At 71.0% G+C, this 23,734-nt stretch carries 19 protein-coding genes and 1 tRNA gene; 13 read left to right on the top strand and 7 right to left on the bottom strand.

The window, feature by feature from the left end; translation table 11 throughout:
* Position 1 precedes the first annotated feature (1 nt).
* Positions 2-1,453 (top strand): glyceraldehyde-3-phosphate dehydrogenase, encoded by a 1,452-nt coding sequence (locus ABD366_RS09800; protein ID WP_324775688.1) that lies wholly within the window; start codon positions 2-4, stop codon positions 1,451-1,453.
* Positions 1,454-1,771: 318 nt separating this feature from the next.
* A complete protein-coding gene (locus ABD366_RS09795; RefSeq protein WP_324775686.1) occupies positions 1,772-2,740 on the top strand; it encodes a TauD/TfdA dioxygenase family protein in 969 nt (322 codons plus the stop codon).
* A gap of 23 nt (positions 2,741-2,763) precedes the next feature.
* Here ABD366_RS09795 and ABD366_RS09790 read toward each other — a convergent pair whose 3' ends face one another.
* The 4 genes from ABD366_RS09790 to ABD366_RS09775 form a co-directional block, all read right to left on the bottom strand.
* On the bottom strand, positions 2,764-3,252 hold the full coding sequence (locus tag ABD366_RS09790) for a thioesterase family protein (protein WP_324775684.1): 489 nt from the start codon (positions 3,250-3,252) through the stop codon (positions 2,764-2,766).
* Complete coding sequence (locus tag ABD366_RS09785) at positions 3,249-4,211, bottom strand: 3-hydroxyacyl-CoA dehydrogenase NAD-binding domain-containing protein (protein ID WP_324775682.1); 963 nt, start codon at positions 4,209-4,211, stop codon at positions 3,249-3,251. The genes ABD366_RS09790 and ABD366_RS09785 overlap by 4 nt, the downstream gene beginning before the upstream one ends.
* On the bottom strand, positions 4,211-5,113 hold the full coding sequence (locus ABD366_RS09780) for a beta-keto acid cleavage family enzyme (protein WP_324775680.1): 903 nt from the start codon (positions 5,111-5,113) through the stop codon (positions 4,211-4,213). Before ABD366_RS09780 ends, ABD366_RS09785 begins: the two co-directional genes overlap by 1 nt.
* Before the next feature lie 106 nt (positions 5,114-5,219).
* A complete protein-coding gene (locus ABD366_RS09775; protein ID WP_324775678.1) occupies positions 5,220-6,074 on the bottom strand; it encodes a TetR/AcrR family transcriptional regulator in 855 nt (284 codons plus the stop codon).
* A gap of 264 nt (positions 6,075-6,338) precedes the next feature.
* On the opposite strand from ABD366_RS09775, the gene ABD366_RS09770 reads away from it, so the two are divergent.
* The 4 genes from ABD366_RS09770 to ABD366_RS09755 are packed head-to-tail and all read left to right on the top strand — an operon-like array spanning position 6,339 to position 9,658.
* On the top strand, positions 6,339-7,325 hold the full coding sequence (locus ABD366_RS09770) for an ABC transporter substrate-binding protein (protein WP_324775676.1): 987 nt from the start codon (positions 6,339-6,341) through the stop codon (positions 7,323-7,325).
* On the top strand, positions 7,325-8,080 hold the full coding sequence (locus ABD366_RS09765) for an ABC transporter permease (RefSeq protein WP_324775717.1): 756 nt from the start codon (positions 7,325-7,327) through the stop codon (positions 8,078-8,080). The genes ABD366_RS09770 and ABD366_RS09765 overlap by 1 nt, the downstream gene beginning before the upstream one ends.
* Positions 8,077-8,868, top strand: coding sequence for an ABC transporter permease (locus tag ABD366_RS09760; RefSeq protein ID WP_324775674.1), 792 nt, complete (start codon positions 8,077-8,079; stop codon positions 8,866-8,868). Before ABD366_RS09765 ends, ABD366_RS09760 begins: the two co-directional genes overlap by 4 nt.
* Positions 8,861-9,658 carry an ABC transporter ATP-binding protein gene (locus ABD366_RS09755; RefSeq protein WP_324775672.1) on the top strand — a complete coding sequence of 266 codons (798 nt, stop codon included), beginning with the start codon at positions 8,861-8,863 and terminating at the stop codon, positions 9,656-9,658. Before ABD366_RS09760 ends, ABD366_RS09755 begins: the two co-directional genes overlap by 8 nt.
* Here the strand turns inward: ABD366_RS09755 and ABD366_RS09750 are convergent.
* The gene (locus ABD366_RS09750) at positions 9,634-12,708 is read right to left on the bottom strand and encodes an NACHT domain-containing protein (protein WP_324775670.1); all 3,075 of its coding nucleotides are present in this window, start codon (positions 12,706-12,708) and stop codon (positions 9,634-9,636) included. The two genes, ABD366_RS09755 and ABD366_RS09750, sit on opposite strands and share 25 nt — an antisense overlap.
* 104 nt (positions 12,709-12,812) lie before the next feature.
* On the opposite strand from ABD366_RS09750, the gene ABD366_RS09745 reads away from it, so the two are divergent.
* From ABD366_RS09745 to ABD366_RS09725, 5 genes are all read left to right on the top strand, one after another.
* Positions 12,813-14,567 (top strand): sensor histidine kinase, encoded by a 1,755-nt coding sequence (locus ABD366_RS09745; RefSeq protein WP_344441486.1) that lies wholly within the window; start codon positions 12,813-12,815, stop codon positions 14,565-14,567.
* On the top strand, positions 14,558-15,202 hold the full coding sequence (locus ABD366_RS09740; protein ID WP_324766597.1) for a response regulator transcription factor: 645 nt from the start codon (positions 14,558-14,560) through the stop codon (positions 15,200-15,202). The genes ABD366_RS09745 and ABD366_RS09740 overlap by 10 nt, the downstream gene beginning before the upstream one ends.
* Before the next feature lie 331 nt (positions 15,203-15,533).
* On the top strand, positions 15,534-16,721 hold the full coding sequence (locus ABD366_RS09735) for a thiolase family protein (protein WP_324766596.1): 1,188 nt from the start codon (positions 15,534-15,536) through the stop codon (positions 16,719-16,721).
* A gap of 28 nt (positions 16,722-16,749) precedes the next feature.
* Positions 16,750-18,267, top strand: a complete 1,518-nt coding sequence (locus ABD366_RS09730) for a long-chain-fatty-acid--CoA ligase (protein WP_324766595.1) — start codon at positions 16,750-16,752, stop codon at positions 18,265-18,267.
* A gap of 73 nt (positions 18,268-18,340) precedes the next feature.
* Entirely contained in the window at positions 18,341-19,105 is a 765-nt protein-coding gene (locus ABD366_RS09725) for a sulfite exporter TauE/SafE family protein (RefSeq protein WP_324766594.1), read from the top strand.
* 9 nt (positions 19,106-19,114) lie between these two features.
* Here the strand turns inward: ABD366_RS09725 and ABD366_RS09720 are convergent, their stop codons facing one another.
* Positions 19,115-21,181, bottom strand: coding sequence for an MDR family MFS transporter (locus ABD366_RS09720; RefSeq protein ID WP_324766593.1), 2,067 nt, complete (start codon positions 21,179-21,181; stop codon positions 19,115-19,117).
* 136 nt (positions 21,182-21,317) lie between these two features.
* The gene (locus ABD366_RS09715; RefSeq protein WP_324766592.1) at positions 21,318-21,812 is read right to left on the bottom strand and encodes a DUF309 domain-containing protein; all 495 of its coding nucleotides are present in this window, start codon (positions 21,810-21,812) and stop codon (positions 21,318-21,320) included.
* Positions 21,813-21,931: 119 nt separating this feature from the next.
* Between ABD366_RS09715 and ABD366_RS09710 the strand changes: the two genes are divergently transcribed.
* Both ABD366_RS09710 and ABD366_RS09705 read left to right on the top strand, forming a co-directional pair.
* Positions 21,932-22,005 (top strand) — tRNA-Pro (locus ABD366_RS09710).
* A 276-nt stretch (positions 22,006-22,281) separates the two neighbouring features.
* Complete coding sequence (locus tag ABD366_RS09705) at positions 22,282-23,691, top strand: MFS transporter (RefSeq protein ID WP_324766591.1); 1,410 nt, start codon at positions 22,282-22,284, stop codon at positions 23,689-23,691.
* Positions 23,692-23,734: the final 43 nt, after the last annotated feature.

Genomic DNA, 23,734 nt, shown 5'->3' with positions numbered 1-23,734 from the left:
CGTGACTGTCAATGACGACTCGTTCACCAATTGGAAGCACCGCGAGGAGACCGCGGAGTCGATGATCCCGATCATCGGGAAGCTGCACCGGGAGCGGGACGTCAACGTCCTGCTGCACAGCCGCTCCTTGGTGAACAAGTCGGTGGTCAGCATTCTCAAGACCCACCGATTCGCCCGGCAGATAGCCGGCGCCGAGCTCTCGGTCACCGAGACGATGCCGTTCCTGCGGGCCCTCGCCGGGCTCGACCTCGGCCCCTCCCAGATCGACATCGGCATGCTCGCCGCGACCTACCGGAGCGACGAACGCGGCCTCGGTATAGAGGAGTTCACCGCCGAGGCCGTCGCCGGTGCGACGGGCGCCGCCAAGGTCGAGCGGGGCGCCGGACGCGACGTCGTCCTGTACGGCTTCGGCCGCATCGGCCGCCTCGTCGCCCGGCTGCTCATCGAGAAGGCGGGCTCGGGCAACGGCCTGCGGCTGCGCGCCGTCGTCGTGCGCGGCGGCGGCGAACAGGATCTCGTCAAGCGTGCCTCGCTGCTGCGGCGCGACTCCATCCACGGCCAGTTCCAGGGCACGATCACCGTCGACGAGGCGAACAGCACCATCGTCGCCAACGGCAACGCCATCAAGGTGATCTACGCGAACGACCCGTCGGAGATCGACTACACCGCGTACGGCATCAACGACGCCATCCTGATCGACAACACCGGCAAGTGGCGCGACCGGGAGGGCCTCTCCGGGCACCTGCGCCCCGGTATCGACAAGGTCGTCCTGACCGCCCCCGGCAAGGGCGACGTGCCGAACATCGTGCACGGCGTCAACCACGACATGATCAAGCCGGACGAGCGGATCCTGTCCTGCGCCTCCTGCACCACGAACGCGATCGTGCCGCCGCTGAAGGCGATGGCCGACGAGTACGGGGTGCTGCGCGGCCACGTCGAGACGGTCCACTCGTTCACCAACGACCAGAACCTGCTGGACAATTACCACAAGGCCGACCGCCGCGGCCGCTCCGCGCCGCTCAACATGGTCATCACCGAGACCGGCGCCGCCTCCGCCGTCGCCAAGGCGCTGCCCGACCTCGACGCGCCGATCACCGGCAGCTCGATCCGCGTGCCCGTCCCCGACGTCTCCATCGCGATCCTCAGCCTGCGCCTGGGCCGCGAGGCCACCCGCGAGGAGGTCCTGGACTACCTCCGCGACGTGTCGCTGACCTCGCCGCTCAAGCGGCAGATCGACTTCATCAGCGCACCCGACGCCGTATCCAGCGACTTCATCGGCTCGCGGCACGCCTCGATCGTCGACGCGGGCGCCACCAAGGTCGACGGCGACAACGCGATCCTCTACCTCTGGTACGACAACGAGTTCGGCTACTCGTGCCAGGTGATCCGCGTCGTCCAGCACGTCTCCGGGGTGGAGTACCCGACCTTCCCGGTTCCGGTCCCCGTGGCCTGAGTTGCGTCCGGTGCGGGGCCGCCCTCATGGTGCGTGAGGGCGGCCCCCACCGTTTCAGAAGACGGACACCGTCTTGACCTGGCGATATCTCACGGCGCAGGATGAGGGCATGTTCACGCATCGCGCCCACGCTTTCGGATCGGCCACCGCGCCGGACCGATGTGGCTGCGCGCGCAGCGGCTTGTAGCGGACCCCCGGTCCCTCGTCGCTTTTCCTCCGTACGTCGTCCCGTAGGCCCCTGTCCCGGGCCGCGCACGTACGGCTCACCCCTCGCGTTCCTCGCCCTCGCGACCACCGCGCGTCTTTCGGAGAGTGCCCATGTCCGTGACGGAAATTTCCCCCTCGACCGCCCAGAACGCCCAGACCTCATCGAGTGCCCTGCTGCGTCCCGCCCGCATCCCCGACGACGGCCTCTATGAGGGGCGGCGACTGCTGCGTCGCACGCCCGACGGCTGGCAGGAGCGCCCGTACGAACTGTTCGAGGTCGTGCCCCAGGCCGCCACCATCGGCGCCGAGATCCGCGGCATCGATCTGGCCCGGCCGCTCTCCGACGCCCTGCGCGAGGAGCTGAACCGGGCCCTGCTGGAGTGGAAGGTGCTCTTCTTCCGCGGACAGCACCTGAGCAGCGAGCACCAGCGTCAATTCGCACGCAACTGGGGGGAGTTGGAGACCAACCCACTCCTCGAACGCGGTGACAGCGACGAGGTCGTGCGGTTCGACAAGAGCGCCGGGGGCACGCCGAGCTTCGAGAACGTGTGGCACACCGACGTCACCTTCCGCGAGCGCCCGGCCATGGGCGCCGTACTGCAACTGCGCGACGTCCCGCCCTTTGGCGGCGACACCATGTGGGCCGACATGGCAGCCGCGTACGACAACCTGCCGCACGACGTCCGGGCCCGGATCGACGACGCCGTCGCCGAGCACGACTTCCTGCCCGGCTTCCGGCGGTTCTACGGTCCGGAGCGGCTCGCCCACTTGCAGGACGACCTCCCGCCCGTGACCCACCCGGTGGTGCGCCGTCACCCCGAGACCGGGCGGCGCATGCTCTTCGTCAACACTTCATTCACGACCCGGATCCTCGGCCTGGAGCGGGCCGAGAGCGACCGGCTGCTGCGGTTGCTGTTCCAGCAGGCGCACGTGCCCGAGTTCCAGGTCCGCTTCCGCTGGCAGGCCGGCGACATTGCGTTCTGGGACAACCGGGCCACGCAGCACTACGCCGTGGCGGACTACGGCGACGCGCGCCGGGTCGCGGAGCGCGTCGCCATAGCGGGGGACCGGCCCTACTGAGCCCGCTTCCGACAGGGCCGGTCTCAGCCCACCGCGGCGATCGACCGGCCCGCCCAGTCCGGCGCGGCTTCCGTGAGCTCGCCGAACCGGGCGCGGATCGCGTCCGGGAACGCGGCGGCCCGGCCCGCCTGCTGGTCGACGTGCACGGCCAGCAGCTCCGTCGTCGCCACCGGCGCATCGTCGGGGCCCGGCTCGGCCGAGGCGTCCGGAACCACGTACATCTCGTGCGTGAAGCGGGCCTTCTTCGCGGCCGCGCCCAACACCCGCGTACGGATGGCCAGATGGGCACCCTCGGGCACGTCACGCAGATAGCGGATGTGGGACTCGACCGTGTAGAGCGAGCAGCCGGTCGACTCGCGGTAGCCGGAGTGCAGACCCGCCTCGATCATCAGGGCGTCCGTTGCATGGCCGAAGGCGAGGACGTAGAAGGCCTCGCTCATATGGCCGTTGTAGTCGATCCACTCGGGACGGACCGTACGGTGCAGCAGGGGGATCGAAGTGAACTGGCTCATCGGGGCTCCGCCTTCCCGCCCAGGCGGCCGGTCGCGCGCAGGACGTCGATGACGCCCCGGTCGCGTTCGGCCACCAGCTCGGCGATGGTGCGGCCGTCCGCCGCCACGTCGCATCCGGAGACCACCGCGTCGTACAGCTCCCGGTCGAGTTCGGGCGCTTCGAGGCGGGTCCAGGGTGCTTTGAGGGACGGGCCGAAGTGGTCCAGCATGTGCGCCATGCCGCCCTCTCCGCCCGCGAGCGCGAACGTCAGCATCGGGCCCATGACCGCCCAGCGCAGTCCGGGGCCCTCGGTGATGGAGGCGTCGATGTCCCGGACCGTCGCCTCTCCGTTGGCGACCATGTGCAACGCCTCGCGCCACAGGGCCTCTTGCAGCCGGTTCGCGATGAATCCGGGCACTTCACGGTCCATGGTGATGACGGACTTGCCCGCCACCTCGTAGAAGCGGGAGGCCCACGAGACGGCCGCCTCCTCGGTGTGTTCGCCGCCGACGACCTCGACGAGCGGGATCAGGTACGGCGGGTTGAACGGATGCCCGACGACCAGGCGCGACGGGTCCGCGGCCGTCGTCTGCATGTCCGTCATCGGGTAGCCGGACGTCGAGGAGGCGATGACGACGCCGGCCGGTGTCGCCGCGTCGAGGCGGGCCAGCAGATCACGCTTGAGGTCGAGCTTCTCGGGCGCGCTCTCCTGGACGAACTGGGCCTCCGCCACCGCGAGTTCGAGTGTCGGTGTCACCGTGAGGCGGTCGCGGGACGCGCCCTCGGCGAGACCGAGCTGCGTGAGGGCGGGCCAGGCCGCGTCGACCAGGCGGCGCAGCTTCGCCTCGGCGTCGGGCGCCGGGTCCCACGCCGTGACGTCGTAGCCTCGGGCCAGGAAGTGGGCGACCCAGCCGCCACCGATCACACCGGCACCGACGCAGGCGACGCGGCGGACCTCTTCAGGGGTGGGGAGAGTCATCAGCGGTTCTCCTTCCGGGCATGGAGGCCGAGCAGCTCGCGGGCCTCGTCCGGGGTGGCGACGCGGCTGCCGATCGACTCGGTGATGGTCACGGCCCGCTCGACGAGCTGGGCGTTCGTCACCTTGTTGCCCTTGCCGAGGTAGAGGTTGTCCTCCAGGCCCACGCGCACGTGGCCGCCCAGCAGGATCGACTGCGCCACCCACGGCATCTGCATCCGTCCGAGCGAGAAACTCGCCCAACGGGCCCCGTCGGGCAGCATGTTGACCATCGACTGCAGAACCCCGGGGTCGGCCGGAGCGCCCCACGGGATGCCCATGCACAGCTGGAAGACGGTCGGGTCGTCGAGCAGGCCCTCCGCGAGCAGCTGCTTGGCGAACCAGAGCTGGCCGGTGTCGAAGATCTCCAACTCGGGCCGTACACCCAGCTCCTGGATGCGGCGGGCGCCCGCGCGGAGCATGTCGGGCGTGGAGACGTAGAGGTTCGATCCGTCGCCGAAGTTCAGGGAGCCGCAGTCGAGCGTGCAGATGTCGGGGAGCAGGTCCTCGACGTGCGGAAGGCGTTCGAGGCCGCCGACCAGATCGGTGCCGGGGAGGTGGGTCAGGGGCTCGTCCGGGTCGATGACGAGATCGCCGCCCATGCCGGCGGTGAGGTTGATGACGACGTCGGTGCCGGTCTCCTTGATGCGCTCGACGACCTCGCGGTACAGCTTCGGGTCGCGGGACGGGTCGCCACTCTCGGGGTCGCGGACATGGATGTGCACGACGGCCGCGCCGGCCTCGGCGGCCTGGACCGCGCTCCGGGCTATCTGTTCGGGGGTGACGGGGACGTGGGGGCTCTTGCGGACGGTGTCACCTGCGCCGGTGAGGGCGCACGTGATGATGACGTTCTCGGTGATGGGCATGTGGGGGCCTCCCGTTTGGCCTTCTCGCCGTAGGGCTCTTGCGTTGTTCGCGGGTGCGGGTCGTAGGTGGTTGCTCGCGCAGTTCCCCGCGCCCCTGAGGGCCCCCTTACGGGGCCACCAGGAGCGCCGTTCTCACGTGCGTCTCCAATGCGGTGTGCATGGCGTCCGGGCCGGTACCGACCGTTCCGGAAGCCAGCACCTGCGTGGCCAGCCCGTCGATCAGCGCCGTCAGCGTCAGCGCTGCCGCCTGCGGGTCCACCGTCGCGCGGAACACGCCTTGCGCGACGCCCCTTCGTACGACGTCGGCGACGGTCTCCCGCCACTGCCGGTAGTACTCGGCGTGCAGCCGGCCGACCGCCGTGGAGCGCGCGGCCTCGGCCCACAGGTCGAGCCAGACCGCCCACTGGCGGCGCTGCTGCGCGGTGCGCGGCGTCTGCAGTTCGATGAGCTGGGCCAGCTCGGCGACCGCGTCGTCAGCCGAGGCGAGACGGGCGGCACGGCGGTCCGTGTCCTCGTCCATGCACCAGCGCACGGCCGCCTCCAGCAGATCGGCGCGGCCGGGGAAGTGGTAGTGGATCGCGGCCGTGCTGGTGGCGCAGGCGCGGGCGATGTCGGCGACCCGCACCGCGTGGAATCCGTGCTCGGCGATCAGCCGGACCGTCTCGCGGACGATCTGCAGCGGACGCCCGCCCTCGACGGGCGCCACGGCGGCCGGGGCCTGTTCCCGGGGCCGGGCCCCGAGCAGCCGGCCGGCGTCGACCTGCCCCTCGTCGGCGATCCGTGCCAGCTCGGCGGCCGTGAAGCGGCGCGTACCGCTCAGCGATCGCGACAGCTTCGACGGATCCATGACGATGCGGCGCGCAAACTCGCGCTGGCTGACACCCGCCGCCGCGATGACCTCGCGGACGCGGGCGGCGGTGTCGGCGCTCGGGGCGCCTTCGGGGACGTCGTCGGTTTCCACGGGGCCCGACCCTAACCACGTATTGAGAAGAACTCAACACGGCGTTCCATGAAGCCCGTGATCAGATAGCTGTTGCGCACCTGACTTGCTCATCAGTCAGCATCGCAACACCGACCCGCCGAACACCACCGGCCGGCCCCGCCGGGATCGCCGACCCCTACTGCGGTACATGAGCTGCGAGAAGCTTCAACTGCCCTATCCAGCAACGGCATTGACCCCTTAAGGTGCGGGCTCTAAGTTCCCGCTGAGCAACAGGGGGGATCCATGTCCCGCACCCGTCGCACCTTCACCGCGCTCGCCGCCGTGGCCCTGCTCGCCGCCACGGCGGCCTGCGGCTCCGGCTCGGACTCCGGCACCAGCGGATCGAGGTCCCCCACGAACGCCGCGGGGGAGACCACCGTCAAGCTCGGCGTCATCCCGATCCTCGACGTCGCGCCGATCTACCTCGGCCAGAAGAAGGGCTTCTACCAGAAGCACGGGCTCAGGCTCGCCCTGACCACGGCCCAGGGCGGCGCGGCGATCGTGCCCGCCGTCGTCAGCGGCCAGTTCCAGTTCGGCTTCTCGAACGCCATGTCGCTGATGATCGCCCAGTCCAACGGCGTCCCCGTCGAGGGCGTCGTCAACGGCGTCAACTCGACGGGGAAACCAGGCGCCGACTTCGGCGCCGTCGTCGTGAAGAAGGGCAGCTCCCTCAAGACCGCCAAGGACCTGGAGGGCAAGAAGGTCGCGGTCAACACGCTCAAGAACATCAACGACACCACGGTCCGCGAATCGGTGCGCAAGGCGGGCGGCGACCCCTCCGAGGTCGACTTCGTCGAGCTGGCCTTCGACCAGATGCCCGCCGCCCTCGCCGGCGGCCAGATCGACGCGGCCCAGGTCGTCGAGCCCGCCCTCGCCACCGTCAAGGCACAGGGCGGCCGTGTCATCGCCTCCAACTTCACGGACACCGCGCCGAACCTGACAGTCGCGATGTTCTTCACCTCGGCCACCTACGCCAAGAACCACCCGGACATCGTCGAGAAGTTCACCGCGGCGACGAAGGAGTCCCTCGCCTACGCCGACCAGCACCCCGACGAGGTCCGGCAGATCCTCACCACGTACACCAAGATCCCCGCCGCGACCCTCGACTCGCTGGTCCTGCCGCGCTGGCCCACCACGGCCGACCGGTCATCGCTCGAAAAGCTGGCCGAACTCGGCGAGCAGGACGGCCAGTTCAGAAAAGCCCCCGACCTCGACGCGCTTCTCCCGTGATCCTCGGCGCCCTGGGGCTGCTCGTGTGCGCGGCGCTGTGGGAGGCGGTGGCGCGCACCGGTCTCGTCGACTCCGCCTACCTCCCGCCGTTCACCACCACGATGAGGGCCCTCGGTGACGAGCTGACCGACGCCACCTTCTGGTCGGCCCTCGGGTTCACCCTCACCGGCTGGGGCGTCGGCCTCGCCGTAGCGACGGCCGCCGGAATCCTCGTCGGCGTCCTCGTCGCCACGGTCCCGTACCTGCGCGAGGTCACGGCCTCGACCGTCGAGTTCCTGCGTCCCATCCCGTCGGTGGCGCTCATCCCGCTGGCCGTCCTGATGTTCGGCACGGAACTGCGCTCGGTACTGCTCCTCGTCGTCTACGCCTCGTTCTGGCAGGTCCTCGTGCAGGTCCTGTACGGGGTACGGGACGTCGACCCGGTCGCCGAGGGCACGGCCCGCGCCTTCGGCCTCGGCCCCTGGGCCCGCGTCCGGCACCTCGTCTGGCCCACCGCCCTGCCGTACGTCATGACCGGCGTCCGGCTCGCCGCCGCCGTCGCCCTCATCCTCGCCATCACCGCCGAACTCGTCATCGGAGCACCGGGGTTGGGCGCACGCATCGCCGTCGCCCAGACGTCCCAGGCGGTCCCCGAGATGTACGCGCTGATCGTCGTCGCCGGCTGCCTCGGCGTACTGATCAACACCGGCGCCCGCCTCGTGGAACACCACGCCCTCGCCTGGCACCAGTCGGTCCGCGCGGAGGCCCCCGCATGATCCGGACCCTGCGCACCGCCCTCTTCGCACTCGCCCTGCCCTGCCTCCTCGTCGGAATCTGGTGGCTGGCCTCCGACTCCAGTACGAGCGTCTACGCGCCGCCGCTGCGCACGATCCTGTCCCGCTTCGACAATGTATGGACGGCCGACCGGCTCAGCGCCGACGTCGTGCCCAGCCTGCTGCGCCTCGCCGCCGGCTACGGCGCCGCGGCCGTCGCGGGCATCGCCCTCGGTGTCGGCATCGGCACGTCCCGCACGGCCCGCGCCCTGTGCGAACCGGCCCTGGAGTTCCTGCGCGCCGTGCCCCCGCCGGTCCTCGTCCCGGTCATCATGCTCTTCGCCGGCATCGGCTCCACGATGAAGATCGTCGTGATCGCCTCCGGCTGCGTCTGGCCCGTCCTGCTCAACACGGTGGCCGGCGTGCGGGCGGTCGACCCGGTCGCCACGGAGACGGCCCGCTCGTACGGGATCACGGGCGCCGCCCGCTTCCGGTACCTGGTCCTGCCCTCGGCGAGCCCGCAGATCTTCGCCGGGCTGCGCCAGGCCCTGTCCATCGGCGTCATCCTCATGGTGATCAGCGAGATGTTCGCCGCGAGCAACGGACTCGGCTACGCCGTCGTCCAGTTCCAACGAAGCTTCGCCATACCGGAGATGTGGACCGGCATCCTCGTCCTGGGCCTGCTCGGCGTCGTCCTGGCGCTGCTCTTCGGCCTGGTCGAACGACGAGCGCTCGCCTGGTACCACGGCTCGCGGGGCGCACGACGGAAAGCAGGGGGCGGCGGTGCTTGAGGTCAAGGGCCTGCGCAAGGTCTACGAAGGTTCGGGCAGGCAGGTGGAGGCGCTGCGGGATCTGACGTTCACGCTCGACGCGGGGGAGCTCGTCTGCGTCGTGGGCCCGTCCGGCTGCGGCAAGACGACCCTGCTGAAGTGCGTGGCAGGACTGTTGCGCCCGACCGCGGGCCAGGTGCTCCTGGACGACGCTCCGGTGACCGGTCCACGCTCCGGCCTCGCGGTGGTCTTCCAGGAGTACGGGCGCAGCCTCTTCCCCTGGATGCGGGTCGTCGAGAACGTCGAACTGCCGCTCAGGCAACGCAAGTCGATCCCGCGGGCCGAACGCGGGAAGCGGGTCGCCGACGCGCTGGAGGCGGTCGGGCTCGGCGATGTCGGCCGCGCCTACCCCTGGGAACTCTCCGGCGGCATGCAGCAACGGGTCGCCATCGCACGGGCGTTGGCCTGCGAACCCGAAGTCCTGCTGATGGACGAGCCGTTCGCGGCGGTGGACGCGCAGACGCGAGCGGATCTTGAGGACCTGGTGCGGGGGCTGTGGCGGGAGCGCGGCATGACGGTGCTCTTCGTCACGCATGACATCGATGAGGCGGTGTATCTGGGGGAACGGGTGCTGGTGCTCAGTGCTTCGCCGACGGTGGTGCGGGACGAAGTCGTGGTCGAACTGCCTTTGCAGCGGGACCAGTTGGCCACCCGGGCGGACGAGCGGTTCGTGGGGTTGCGGAGCCGGGTTCTTGAGCTGATCAGGGGTGGCACGAGGGATGCCGGTCAGGTGGACGAGAGCCCCGGGTAGTGGCGCTCGATAACCCACCTGAGCCGTGTCAGGTGATCCATGGAGGAGTCTTCGGAGTCATCATGGGCGAGGAGGGTCCCCAACAGATTGTGCTCCACGAGCCGGTCGATGCGCCCGAGGACGGCCGCGGGCAGCCGTCCCCGGTCACGGTCGCGCGCGGTGAGCAGCACGTCCACGGCCCGGTCGAGCCGGGGGAAGCGGAAGGGGAGCCTGCCGACGCCGAGGACCACACGGTCGTACAGGGCGGCGAGCTCCGCGTCGGGGAGCATGGAGATGTCCTCCAGGAGCAACCGCAGGAGGTCATGGGCCGAGGAGGTAGCGGGCGCCCCGCTCTCCGTCACGAACGTGGTCACCGCCGGGCCCAGGTTGCGGAACACCGGATCCAGCGCGTGCCGTACGACCGAGTCGTTCGTCGACCCCGCCAGGGACATCTTGTGCCACACCTCGTCCCAGTAGGCACGCTGCCAGCCGTCCCCGCCGTACCCCTCCGGATAGCGGTACAGCCAGTTCAGGTCGACCGGGTCGGGGGCCAGGACCTCCCCTTCGCGCAGCGAGATCTCCAATGCCCGGTCGCCGTCGGGGTCCCAGTGGCGCCGTGGTGCCAGGGCGAGGGCAAAGTCCGTCCAGTGCTGTTCGTCCATGGAGGAACGCCACAGCATGCAGCGACGGTGCCAGGAACCCACGGGGTCAGCCCGCTCCGGGAACAGCTCCGCCGCGGTCGTCCTGCCGGTGAGCACCACGATCATGAGCACCAGGTTCGAGCCGTAGATGCCGTGCCGCGATGCCGTCCGGATGGCCTTGGGGCAGTACGCCAGGTGCTGATCGGCGGTCCGGGACTCGTGCTCGTGCAGGACACGGACCAGCCGGGCCGCGAGCCGCTCGCGCTCCGTGGCGTCCATCGGGCGGACGAGTCCGCGCGCGAACCGCAGCATCTGGCGGGTGGCCAGCGACGCGTACGACAGCAGCGCGTACGCCAGATCGTCGTCGATGCGGCTCTCGCCGAGGGAGAGGGACGGTCGCGGTGTAAGGGTGTCGGTGAGCAGCCGCAGCGCGAGGCGGATGACCAGGTACTCGCCGAACGTCGCGTGCAGGAACTCGTACGTCGACAAGGTCTGGCCGTCCCGGATGGACTGGGCCCGCTGCACGAAGAAGAACCGGCCGAGCGCCACCTCCCCGGGGTCCATCGGTGTCCTAAAACCGGAGGTGCCGGCCGCCTGCCTGCCGAGGAGCGCCGTCAGGTCATCGGTCAGCTCGCTCGCCGACACCCACTGGCGCCGCCGGTTGACCATGGCGAACGCGACGAGGGACAGTCGCTGCAACTCCCGCTCGACCCGCTCACCGGTCTCGTGGTCCGGGACGCCGCCCCGAGTGGTCTTGCCGACCTCGCGCCGCGCGAACGACGACAGCAGCTCCTCGTACAGCTCCGTGACCGCGAGGGGTTCTCCGTCGCCCCGGTCGAGACCGCCCTCCGTGGCGTCGTACAGCGCGAGCATCGTCAACAGGAGCGGCTGCGAGGCGAGTTCGGCGTGCCGGGAGACCGTCTCCCAGGCGAGCGGACGCAAGGTCGGGGCGTTGGCGTCGTTCCAGATGGTGAGCCAGCGCCGGATCTGCTCGGGCCGGAACGGTTCGAGGCGCAGGGTCACCATGCCGTCCGGATAACGGGCCCGGTCGGCGACCGTGGTGCGGCTCGTCACCAACGCCAGTACGGGGCGGCCCTGTTCGGCCTCGCGCTGCTGGAAACGGGCGACGCGCTCCAGGAAGTCGGTGTGATGGACGCCGGTGGTCTGGAGCAGCTCGTCGAACCCGTCGAGGAGGAGCACGGGAGTGCTGCCGCGCGCCGCGCGCACCAGCTCCGGCCAGGTCGTGCGCTCGCCGGTCGCCGTCCGGATCGCCTGCTCGATCTGGTCCTGCAACTCGTCCTCCGCGCGCACGTCCCGCAGGGGTACCCGGACGGGCAGGAACCCGGCGGCCGGCAGCCGCGCGGCCAGCACCCGGGTGAGCACGGACTTGCCGGCGCCGGGCTGGCCGAGGACGAGGAGCGGCGCCTCGGCCGACGCCGCACTCGTCAGCGCCCCGGCGAGGTAGCGCGTCAGGTCCTGCCGTACGTCGATCTGTTCCCACCAGGACTCCTCCGCGGGCCCCGACTGGCCGTGCGGCGACGCGACGCGGAAGTCCGGGTCGAGGTACATGGCCCGCAGCGAGGGGACGGTGATGCCCTCGGGAGCGGTCGCGGTGTCGAGCACCGCGTGGTCGAGTGCGGCTTCGTAGGAGCGGGCGAGAGCGGCCGCGGCATCGACGGGTGCGGTGAGGCCGCGGGCGGTGGCGGTGAGAAGGGCGCCGATGCCGTCGAGGGCGAGCCGGACCTCGGCGCGGGTCGCCCGGTGTTCGTTCCCGGCGACCCAGAAGGCGAACTCCGGCGCGGCCAGGGCCAGTTGAGCATAGAGCGCTTGGTACTGCGCCACGGCGTCGGGCGTCAGCGCCCTGGTCAGGGTGGAACGGAACGCCTGCCGCTGGGTCTCCGTGATCCGCTCCCACTGCGCGAGACCGCTCACGAACTCGATGAACCGCAGGGCGAGCAGGTCGTACCAGACGGCCAGCTCCTTGAGGAAGTCCTCGTGCGGCGCCGGATACGGCACGCTCGTGGTGAGCAGGGTGCGCACCAGACCGGCTTCGGCGGTGGCGCCCACGATCGCCCGCTGCTCCTGCCAGGACAGCTCCACATCGTTCAGCGAGAACGGCAGGTCAGCCTCGTCCAGCGCCTCGAACCACGCCACCACGACGATCGCCGCGTGCGCCGCCCGCAGCACCTCGGTCCGCTCCGCGCGGCTCTCGGCCCGGCCGAGCCGCCGCCCGGCGCTCCGCACCGCGTCCCGGCCGAGACCCACGATCCGGCCGCGCTCGGACAGCACGCCGACCAAGGTCCCGCTCGCCCCGCCCGTGGCCAGATTCAGCGCCCCGCCGAGCGCCCGGTCCAGCGCGGCGATCCGGGGGGAGTCGATCCCCAGCAACTCCAGCGCGTCCGCGAACGACAGCAACCTCCGCGATGCCATCCAGCCCCCCGTCGGCCTTGGCCTGTACGCGTTCCGACAGTACAGAAGTACACGGTCCCCGACCGGCGTACCCGCAGAATCCCGAATGGCTTACGGTGTGGCGGGTGGACAGTCAGGGGAAGCGGGCGGTTCGGCTGCGCCTGACCGGGGCCGCCGTCGTCGCCGGGATATCGGGCGTGGCGGGCTCATGGGCGTACGCGCGGGCGGGCGCGTCAGCGGGCGACCTGGTGCGCGATCTCGCGGTCGGCTGGGCGTTCGTGGTCGCCGGAATGATGGCGTGGCGGCGCAGGCCCGCCAACAACACCGGCCGGCTCATGGTGCTCGAGGGCATCACCTGGTTCCTCGGGAATCTCCAAGGGACCGCGATACCCGCCCTGTTCGCGTTCGGCGCCTGGTGGGAGGCGCTGAACATGGCCGTGCTCCTGCACCTCATCCTCTCCTTCCCCGAGGGACGCCTCACCACGGTCCTCACCCGCCGCCTGGTGCAGTTCGCCTACGGGCTCGTCGCCGTCGGCGGTCTGCTGCGCACGCTCATGTTCGACCCGGCGACGGACACCGGCGCGACCTATCTGGACTGCCGCGAATGCGGCCCCAACCTCATCTTCGTACCGTCCTGGCACGGCATGTTCGAGACCTTCGACGCCGTCTACCACGCGGCGGGCTGGGCGCTCTCGGTGGTCGCCGTCGTCGCGATCGTGCTGCGCTGGCGGCACGCGTCGGCCGCGCGCAGGCGAGCGCTGCTCCCCGCCTGGATCGGCATCGGCATCGCCGTCGTGTTCCTGATGTGGGACATGCTGTTCTACGTCGTCCCGTGGTTCGGCGAGGTCGGCTCCGTCGCCGAACAGGCCGTCTACCTGCTCTCCGACCTCGCCCAGGTCGCCGTCCCGTTCGCCTTCCTCGCCGGTCTGCTGCGCATGCATCTGCAGCGGGCCGAGGTCAGCGGCCTCGTCATCGACGTCGGCACGGACCCCGACCCGGCCAAGGTCCGCGAGGCCCTCGTGCGCGTCCTCGGCGACCCGACGCTGCGGCTCGGCCTGTGGCGCGAGGAGCGTGGCGCGTACGTCGACAGCGCCGGCCGCGAGGTCGGCCCCGACGGGCCGGGGCGTACCCGGGTGCGCGCCGCCGACGGCCGGCCGCTGGCCCTGCTGCACCACGACCCGGCGCTGCACGAGGACCCCGAGCTGCTGGAGTCCGTCGCCGCGGCGCTGCGGCTCGCGCTGGAGAACGTCTGGCTGCGCACCCGCGCCAAGGACGTCGCCACCCGCATCGTCCAGGCCGCGGACGCCGAACGCGGCCGGCTCGAGAGGGACCTGCACGACGGGGCGCAAGCCCGCCTCGTCTTCGCGCTGATGGCCGTCCGGCGTGTGCAGCGGGGCCTCGCCGACCACTCCGACGCGGGGCTGCGCGCGGCGGCGGGCGAGGCCGAGTCGAGCCTGCGTCTGGCCATCGAGGAACTGCGCGGCATCGCCCAGGGCATCCACCCGGCCGTGCTCACCCGCGAGGGGCTCGGGCCCGCGCTCACCGCGCTCGCGAAGGAGGCCACGCTGCCCGTCGTCGTCGCGGCCGAGACCCGGCGCTACGACTCCCTCGTCGAGACCACCGCCTACTTCACCGTCTGCGAGGCGCTCTCCAACGCGGCCAAGCACGCCGGGGCCCGCGCCGTCAGCGTCTCGGCCCGCCACCAGGACGGCCGGCTCGTGATCGAGACCGTCGACGACGGGATCGGCGGCGTCGACACCGCGCGCGGCACGGGCCTGCGCGGCCTCGCCGACCGGCTCGCCGCCGTCGACGGCGTACTGCACATACACAGTCCCGCCGGTGGCGGGACCCGGATCAGGGCGGAGCTTCCGTGCGGGTGATCGTGGCCGAGGACTCGGCGCTCCTTCGGCAGGGGATCGTGCGGCTGCTCACCGACGAGGGGGTGGAGGTGGCCGCCGAGTGTGCGGACACCGGGCCCCTGCTCGCGCTCGTCGCCGAGTACGCGCCGGACGCCGTACTGCTCGACATCCGGATGCCGCCCACCCACACCGACGAGGGCCTGGTCGCGGCGGCCGCGATCCGCGCCGCCCACCCGGGCACCGGTGTCCTGCTGCTGTCCCAGTACGTGGAGACGACGTCCACGGTGCAGGCGCTGGCCGAACAGCCGGAGGGGTTCGGTTATCTCCTCAAGGAACGCGTCGCCGACATCGACGAACTGCACGGCGCGCTGAAGCGGGTGGCGGCGGGGGAGACCGTGCTCGATCCGCTGGTGGTGGCCCGGCTGATGGACGCACCGCGTGCGGCGGGCCCGCTGGGCGAGCTGACCGGGCGGGAGCGCGACGTGCTGACGCTGATGGCGCAGGGCCGCTCGAACGAGGCCATCGCCCAGCAGCTCGTCATCGGCGGCAAGACCGTCGAGACGCACGTCCGCAACATCTTCGGCAAGCTGCGCCTCGAGCCCGACCTGCTCGAGCACCGGCGCGTCATGGCCGTACTCACGTATCTGCGCGGCTGAGAGCCCGTCTTCGCAGCTCGCGCACTGTCGTGCAAGAGGTTCCGGCTGTCCGCTCCGGAGACGACGTCGTCCCCCGTTTTCCCCCGTGGTCCCCCGTACATCGTCTGCGGAGCGGTGCCGGACCTCCAATGTAGGCGGGGCGGGTGGGCCATACATCAGGGCCAGCCCTGAGATGTGGAACGGCACCCACCTCTTTGATCACCGCATGTCCCCATTTGGTCACCAGGTGATCATCGGGCGCTTCCCCCGGGTACCCCTTCACAGCCGTCGGCACACAGGTCTATAGTCCAAAACTAGCAGTGCTAATTAACCGCTGTCCTTGGAGTTGACCGTGCGTCCCGTCCACTTCGCCGCCGCCCGCCGCACCCCGATCGGGAAGCTGCGCGGCGCCCTGTCAGGCATCCGCCCCGACGACCTCGCGGCGACCGTGATGCGGGGCCTGCTCGCGGACCTGCCCGCGCTCGACCCGGCCCGGATCGACGACATCTACTGGGGCGCCGCCAACCAGGCGGGCGAGGACAACCGCAACGTCGCGCGGATGGCCGCCCTCCTCGCCGGCCTGCCCGAGTCGGTACCGGGCGCGACCGTGAACCGGCTCTGCGCCTCCGGCCTGGAAGCCGTCACCACCGCCGCGCGCACCATCGCCGCCGGCGAGGCCGACATCGTCCTCGCGGGCGGCTCCGAGTCCATGAGCCGCGCCCCCTTCGTACTGCCACGGCCCGACGAAGCGCTGCCGCACACGATGCAGACGTACGACACGCGCCTGGGCTGGCGGCTGGTCAACCCCGAGATGAAGCAGCTGCACGGCGTCCTCGCGATGGGCGAGACCGCCGAGGAGGTGGCCGACCGGTACGCCGTCTCGCGCGAGCAGCAGGACGCGTTCGCGCTGCGCAGCCACCAGCGGGCCGCCGCCGCCCGCAAGGACGGCCACTTCGACGCGGAGATCCTTCCCGTCACGCGGCCCGACGGGGTCGTCGTCGACGCCGACGAGTGCATCCGCCCGGACACGTCCCTGGAGAAGCTCGGCGGCCTCAAGCCCGTGTTCCGCAAGGGCGGTTCGGTCACCGCGGGCAACGCGTCACCGATGAACGACGGCGCCGCGGGCCTGCTCCTCGTCTCCGAGGAAGCCCTGCGCGACCTCGGCCTGGAGTCCCTCGGGCGCTACGTCGCCGGAGCCTCGGCCGGGGTGCACCCCGACGTCATGGGCATCGGCCCGGTGTCCGCCACGCAGAAGGCGCTCGGCCGCGTCGGCTGGTCCCTCGACTCCATCGAGGAGGCCGAGTTCAACGAGGCGTTCGCCGCGCAGGCCCTCGCGTGCGTGGACCGGCTCGGCATCGACCCCGAGCTCGTCAACCCGTCCGGCGGCGCCATCGCCCTCGGCCACCCCCTCGGCTGTTCCGGCGCCCGCATCCTCACCACCCTGCTGCACCGGCTGCGCCGCACCGGCGCCGCCCGCGGCCTCGCGACCATGTGCGTCGGCGTCGGCCAGGGCAGCGCCGTACTCGTCGAGCGCGCCTGAACACACGTAACACGTAAGGAAGTCGAGCATGGCAACCCTCTCCCTCGCCGCGATCCTCGCCGAGTCCGCCCGTCGCCGCCCCGACAAGATCGGGCTCGTGGAAGGCGAACTGCGCTACACCTTCGCCGAGTTGTGGCTCCAGGCGCGCAAGCAGGCCGCGGCCCTGATCGGCCTCGGCGTCCGTCCGGGGGACAGGGTCGCCCTGATGGCACCCAACACGGCCGAGTTCCCGCGCGCCTACTACGCGGCGCTGGCGGCGGGCGCGGTCGTCGTGCCCGTACACCTGCTGCTGTCGGCGGAAGAGGTCCAGCACGTCCTCAGGGACAGCGGGGCGACGCTGCTCCTGTGCCACCCGGCGCAGGCCGCCGTCGGCGTGGCCGCCGCGGAGGCGACGGGCGTACGGATGGTGCAGCTCTCCGCGGTCGGTGAACTGGAGCAACTGACAGCGGCCGCCGAGCCGTTGGCGTCCTACGTCACCCGCGAGGCCGACGACCCGGCCGTCATCTTCTACACCAGCGGCACCACCGGCGTCCCCAAGGGCGCCGAGCTGAGCCACTTCAACCTCGTGATGAACGCGACGGTCAGCGCCTTCGACGCCAACGACGTGCACGTCGACGACGTCGCGCTCGGCGCCCTGCCGCTCTTCCACGCGTTCGGCCAGACCGTCTCGATGAACGCGACCTGGCGCGCGGGCGCGACCCTCGTCCTGCTGCCCCGCTTCCACGCGGCCCGCGCGATCGACCTCATGGTCGCCGAGAACGTCAACACCTTCCACGGCGTCCCGACCATGTACGTGAACCTGCTGGCGGCAGCGCCGGAGGCCGAGAAGCTTCCGCAGCTCAGTCTCTGTGTCTCGGGCGGCGCCTCGCTCCCCGTCGCGGTCCTGGAAGGCTTCGAGCAGGCCTTCGGCGCCACCGTCTACGAGGGCTACGGCCTTTCGGAGACCTCCCCGGCCGCCGCCGCGAACCAGCCCGTGTTCGGCGCCCGCCCCGGCACCATCGGACAGCCCCTGTGGGGCGTCGACGTGGAGATCGCGCGCGCCGAGACCGAGGACCGGGTCGACCTGCTGCCCGCGGGCGAGCTCGGCGAGGTCGTCGTCCGCGGCCACTGCGTCTTCACCGGCTACCTGGGCCGCCCCGAGGCGACGGCCGAGGCCCTGGTCGACGGCTGGTTCCGCACCGGCGACCTCGGCACCAAGGACGCGGACGGCTATCTGCGCATCGTCGACCGCAAGAAGGACATCATCATCCGCGGCGGCTACAACGTGTACCCGCGCGAGGTCGAGGAGGTCCTCATGCGCCACCCCGGCATCGAGAACGCCGCGGTCATCGGCCTGCCCGACGACGTCCACGGCGAGGAGGTGTGCGCGGTGATCGTCCCGAAGCCCGGCGCCGGCCTGGACGCGGCCGGACTCACCGCCTGGTCCAAGGAGCACCTCGGCAAGCACAAATACCCGCGCCGCGTCGAGTTCACGGACCAGCTGCCCCTCGGCCCCAGCATGAAGATCCTCAAGCGCGAACTGCGGGCCACGTACACGAAGTCGTAGACACCAGGTCACGCGTATCACGATGTGGCGCCCCTGACGCGCGGCGAATAGGTGGGTCTACCATCGGCCCGCCATGCACGACATATTCGGGATCACCCCGTGGGGGTTCACCGCGCTGGCCGCCGCGGCGCTGCTGGTGGGCTTCTCCAAGACCGCCGTCAGCGGCGCCAACACGGTCAGCCTCGCCGTCTTCGCCGCGATCCTGCCCGCCCGCGAGTCCACCGGCGTCCTGCTGCCGATCCTCATCTTCGGTGACATCCTCGCCGTCCTCACCTACCGGCGGCACGCGCACTGGCCCACCCTGTGGCGGCTGTTCCCCGCGGTCGCCGGGGGAGTGGTGCTCGGCACGGTCTTCCTCGCCTTCGCCGGGGACGGGGCCGTGCGCTCCTCCATCGGCGCGATCCTGCTGCTGATGGCCGGCGTCACCCTGTGGCGGCGCCGCAAGGCCGAAGCCCCGGGGAGTGAGGAGACAGCGACCCGCGCCGCCCGCGCCAAGGCGGGCTCGTACGGGGTGCTCGGCGGCTTCACCACCATGGTCGCCAACGCGGGCGGCCCCGTGATGTCGATGTACCTGCTCTCCGCGGGCTTCCGGAAGCTGGGCTTCCTCGGCACCTCCGCCTGGTTCTTCCTCATCGTGAACTCCGCGAAGGTGCCGTTCAGCGTGGGCCTCGGCCTCATCGACGGCCGCTCCCTGCTCCTCGACGCGGCGCTCGTCGCCTTCGTCGTGCCGGGCGCACTGATCGGCAAATGGGCCGTGAACCGCATCAACCAGCGCCTGTTCGAGCGGCTGGTCATCGCGGCCACCATCCTGGGCGGTCTCCAGCTCCTGCTGCGGTGAACCGGCGGCCTACGTAGGGCTGAGCGTGCGGTCGGAGCCCGGCTGGTGCGGCAGCCCCTGCTCCAGGTCCTCCGCGAGCAGCCGCTTCGCGATCGTGTCGACAGCGGCCCGCAGATCCTCGCCGGGCGGCCGGCCCAGATCCGCCTCGACCCGCTCGGCCAGCCACTCGCCCCACGCCTCGTTGATGACCCCGGCCTCCCGGCGCCCCGCCTCCGTGTGCGAGAAGTACGTACCGGTACGCGACAGATAACCCTCGTCGACCATGCGCTGGAACACCGGCACCAGGACCTCCGGCGGCAGCATGCGGCGCGCCGCGATCATGCCGAGGCTCGCGTGCCCGACCATCCGCGTGAAGAACTCCACCTGCATGACCGCCCAGGCGCCCGCGATGTCGAGCCGGGTGTCGGAGGCGTTGAGGATCCGCCGCGCGGTCTGCAGATCCGTCGTCTTCACGATGTTGCCGACGGCCCGTTGCAGCAGATGCGACGGATCCCCCGTGGTCGGCTGCGCGAAGCCCTCGCCCATGTCGGAGGAGCCCATCCGCGCGCTGTCCCGCAGCTGCACCTGCTTGAGGAAGAGCGCCACGAGGAACCCGATCACCGCCACCGGCACCGTCCACAGGAACACCGTGTGCAGCGAGTCCGCGTACGCCTCGACGATCGGGCCCCGGGCGGCGGGCGGCAGCGCGTGCAGGCCCTCCGGGTTCTGCGCGGCCTTCGAGAGAGTCGCCGGGTCGATCCCGGTGCCGGCCCGGGCCGCCTGCGCCACCCCGTCCGACAGATTCGGCTTCAGCGTGTTGGCGTAGATCGTGCCGAACACGGCCGTCCCGAAGGAGCTGCCGAGCGTACGGAAGAACGTGACGCCCGACGTGGCCGTGCCCAGATCCGCGTAGTCGACCGTGTTCTGCACGGCGATCGTCAGGACCTGCATGCACAGCCCGATGCCGACACCGAGCACGAACATGTACAGCGACTCCAGCCAGACCCCCGAATCGCTTCCCATAAGGGAGAGGAGATACAGGCCGAGCGCCATGACGAGGGAGCCGACGATCGGGAAGATCCGGTACTTGCCGGTCTTGCTGACCACGTTGCCGGAGAAGATCGACGCGATCAGCAGACCGATCACCATGGGCAGCGTCCGCACGCCCGAGATCGTGGCCGAGTCCCCGTCGACGTACTGCAGATACGTCGGCAGGAACGTCATCGCGCCCAGCATCGCGAAGCCCACGATGAAGCTGAGGATCGAGCAGACCGTGAAGACGGGGTTGGCGAAGAGCCGCATCGGCAGCATCGGCTCGGCCGCGCGTGACTCCACCCAGCAGAACAGGCCGAGCGCGACGAGGCCCCCGACGAACAGGCCGATGATGACGCCGGAGCCCCACGCGTACTGGTTGCCGCCCCAGCTCGTCGCGAGGATCAGGGCGCTCGCGCCGACCGCGACCAGCGCGATGCCCAGATAGTCGATGACCGGCCGCGTCGCCGACTTCACCACCGGGATGGTGCGGGCCGCGGCGATCACCACGATGATCGCGATCGGTACGTTGACGTAGAAGGCCCAGCGCCAGGTCAGGTGGTCCGTGAACAGACCGCCGAGCAGCGGCCCGATGACCGTGGCCACACCGAACACGGCACCGATCGCACCCTGGTACTTGCCGCGCTCGCGCAGCGGGATGACGTCCGCGATCAGCGCCATCGCCGTCACCATCAGGCCGCCCGCGCCGATGCCCTGCATCGCCCGCCAGGCGATCAGCAGCGTCATGTCGCCCGCGAGGCCGCACAGGAAGGAACCGGTGATGAAGACGATCGCCGAGACCTGGAAGACGACCTTGCGCCCGAACAGGTCACCGAATTTACCGACCAGCACCGTGGCGACCGTCTCCGCCAGCAGGTACGCCGTCACCACCCACGACATGTGCGCCGCGCCGCCCAGGTCCGAGACGATCGTCGGCAGGGCCGTGCCGACGATCGTCTGGTCGAGCGCGGCCAGCAGCATGCCCAGCATGATCGTGACGAAGACGACGTTGCGGCGGCGCTTGTCCAAGTATGGGGGGCCCGGGTTTTCTGGGGTGGCTGTCACGTTTGCAGGGTCCGCCGGGGCAGGACGGTGCGCATGTCTGTTGCGGCCGGACCGGTGACGCGCTGGCGCCGTGGGAGTGATTTCCGGGTGGCGTGTGCCGCTCGACCGTGGTCGCTCGCGCAGTTCCCCGCGCCCCTTACGGGGCTTGCCTGAGCCGGGGTGCCGAGGTCGCTGCTGTAACGGGGGTGCCCCGGTCCACCTGGGTCGCCAGGGCGCGTGCCCAGTGGACGATGCCCTCCGTGTCCAGGCCGCCCGGGGGCTCGCCCGTCCAGGCCGCCAGGCCGTCCGCCCCGCGGCGCAGGAGGCGGGCGCCGCCCTTGGTGTTGCCGCGGGCCGCGTGGGTGAGGCCCACCGCCGTCTGGGCCAGCGCCCGCCACAGGTCACGCTCGGACTCCGGGCCCGACTTCCAGGCGTCCTCGAAGACCTCGTGCGCGTGGAACGGGCGGCCCGCGTCGAGCAGGTCCTGGGCCTCGGCGACGGTCCGGTCCGGGGTGCGCACGACGCCCTCGGGCTGGCGGTCGACGCCGGCGGCGCCGTAGGGGAGGGGGCGGCCGAGACCGTCGCGAGGGCGGGCGTTGCGCGCCCGGCCCTCCTCGTCCCGGTCCCGGTCACCGCTGTGCGAAGTGCTCATGCGTCCGATTCTCGCGCATGGTTCCCGACAGCCGCGGAATCGGTTTCAAACCACCCGTGAGCTTGGGGTATTGTTCTGTCTGTCGCCGCCGGACGGGACTTTCCGAAGGCAGCCGACATCGGGACGTGGCGCAGCTTGGTAGCGCACTTGACTGGGGGTCAAGGGGTCGCAGGTTCAAATCCTGTCGTCCCGACTGTGAGAAGTCGCAGGTTGCGGGGCCGTTTCAGAGAGATCTGAAACGGCCCCGCAGTCGTTGCCGAGGACGTCTCACCGCGGGTGCGTCGCCCGCCAGGCCGCCGACTCGGGCAGCGGGGCGTCCAGTTCTCTTCAGCGCCCGCAGCGCGGAGCCGGCACATGACGTCGGTGATACGTCAGTCCCGAGGAGAGATCGTGGAGGTCACGGGTGTGTGGCCGCCTCCGTGGCAACATGCGTGTAGGCAACAGTTAAAGCGGAGGGGCGGGAACGGGCATGTCCGGCGGCGCGGTGGAGACGACACCTGATGACGGCACGGCCGCGAGCGCGGACGGACCCCGGCTCACCGTCGCGGCGCGCCTGGACGCCGTACCGGTCGGCGCCTGGCACTGGCGGATCACCCTGCTCGCCGGGCTCGCCACCTTCTTCGACCTCTACGAGGTGTTCCTCGGCGGTGTGCTCGGCAGCGTCCTGACCGAGCAGTGGCACCTGGACTCGAACGGCAAGGCGCTCCTCGTCGGCGCCCCCTTCTTCGGCATGTTCGCGGGCGCGGTGCTGCTGGGCCGGGCCGCGGACCGCTTCGGGCGGCGCCCGCTGTTCATGCTCAACCTCGCGGGCTACAGCGTCAGTTCACTGCTCGCCGCCTTCGCTCCCGATCTGACGTCGCTGATCGTGCTGCGCGTCGTCGCCGGTCTCTTCCTCGGCGCCGAACTCCCGCTCGTCGACACCTACGTCAGTGAACTGCTGCCCGGCGCGGTCCGCGGACGGTTCGTCGCCATCGCGTACACCCTCGGCTTCTGCGGTGCGCCTGTCGCCGCGCTGCTGGGCGGGCAGCTCGTCGCCGAACGGGATCTGCTGATCGACGGCTGGCGGTGGCTGCTGGTCTTCGGCGGGGTCGGCGCGGCGTTCGTCTGGGTGCTGCGGCGTTCTTTGCCCGAGTCGCCGCGCTGGCTGAGCGCCCAGGGCCGGCACGCCGAGGCGGACCGGATCGTCGCCGACGTGGAACGCGGCGCCGGACTCGCCCCGGTGGAGGCCGGTCAACTGCCCGAGTCCGTACCGGAGTCGGCCGAGAGCGCGGCTCCCCTGCGGGAACTCTTCCGGCCGCCCCATCTCCGTAGCACCGTGATGCTCTGGATCTTCCAGGTGCTGCAGACCGTCGGCTACTACGGCTTCGGCTCCCTCGCGCCCCTCGTCCTGATGGCCAAGGGCCACGACGTGGTGCACTCGCTGACGTACACGGCACTGAGCTTCCTCGGCTATCCGATCGGCTCCGCCGTCTCGATCCTGTTCATCGAGCGGATCGAACGCAAGACGCTGGTCATCGCGGCGGCCGCGGCGATCGCCGTGTTCGGCCTCGCCTTCGGCACCGCCGAGTCCTCGGCCGCGATCGTCACGGCGGGCATCCTCATGACGCTCACGCAGAACATCTTCTCCAACGCCTTCCACGTCTACCAGGCCGAACTCTTCCCCACCGCGATACGGGGCAGCGCCGTCGGGATCGCGTACTCGCTGTCCCGGCTCACCGGCGGCGTCCTGCCGTTCGTCGGCCTCGCCGTCCTGGACGAGTTCGGCGCGACGGGCATGTTCGCCGGGTGCGCCGTCCTGATGGCGCTGCTCTGCCTCGACGTGGCGGTGCTCGGGCCGCGAACGACGGGGCGGGCGCTGGAGAGCGTCGTCCGAAAATGAGGCGCCTCACGGCGCCGGTGCCGGTTAGGATCACGCGGCGTTG

This window comes from Streptomyces kunmingensis, from assembly GCF_039533535.1.
Lineage (GTDB): Bacteria > Actinomycetota > Actinomycetes > Streptomycetales > Streptomycetaceae > Streptomyces > Streptomyces kunmingensis.
This window is presented reverse-complemented; position numbering and strand designations above follow the sequence as displayed.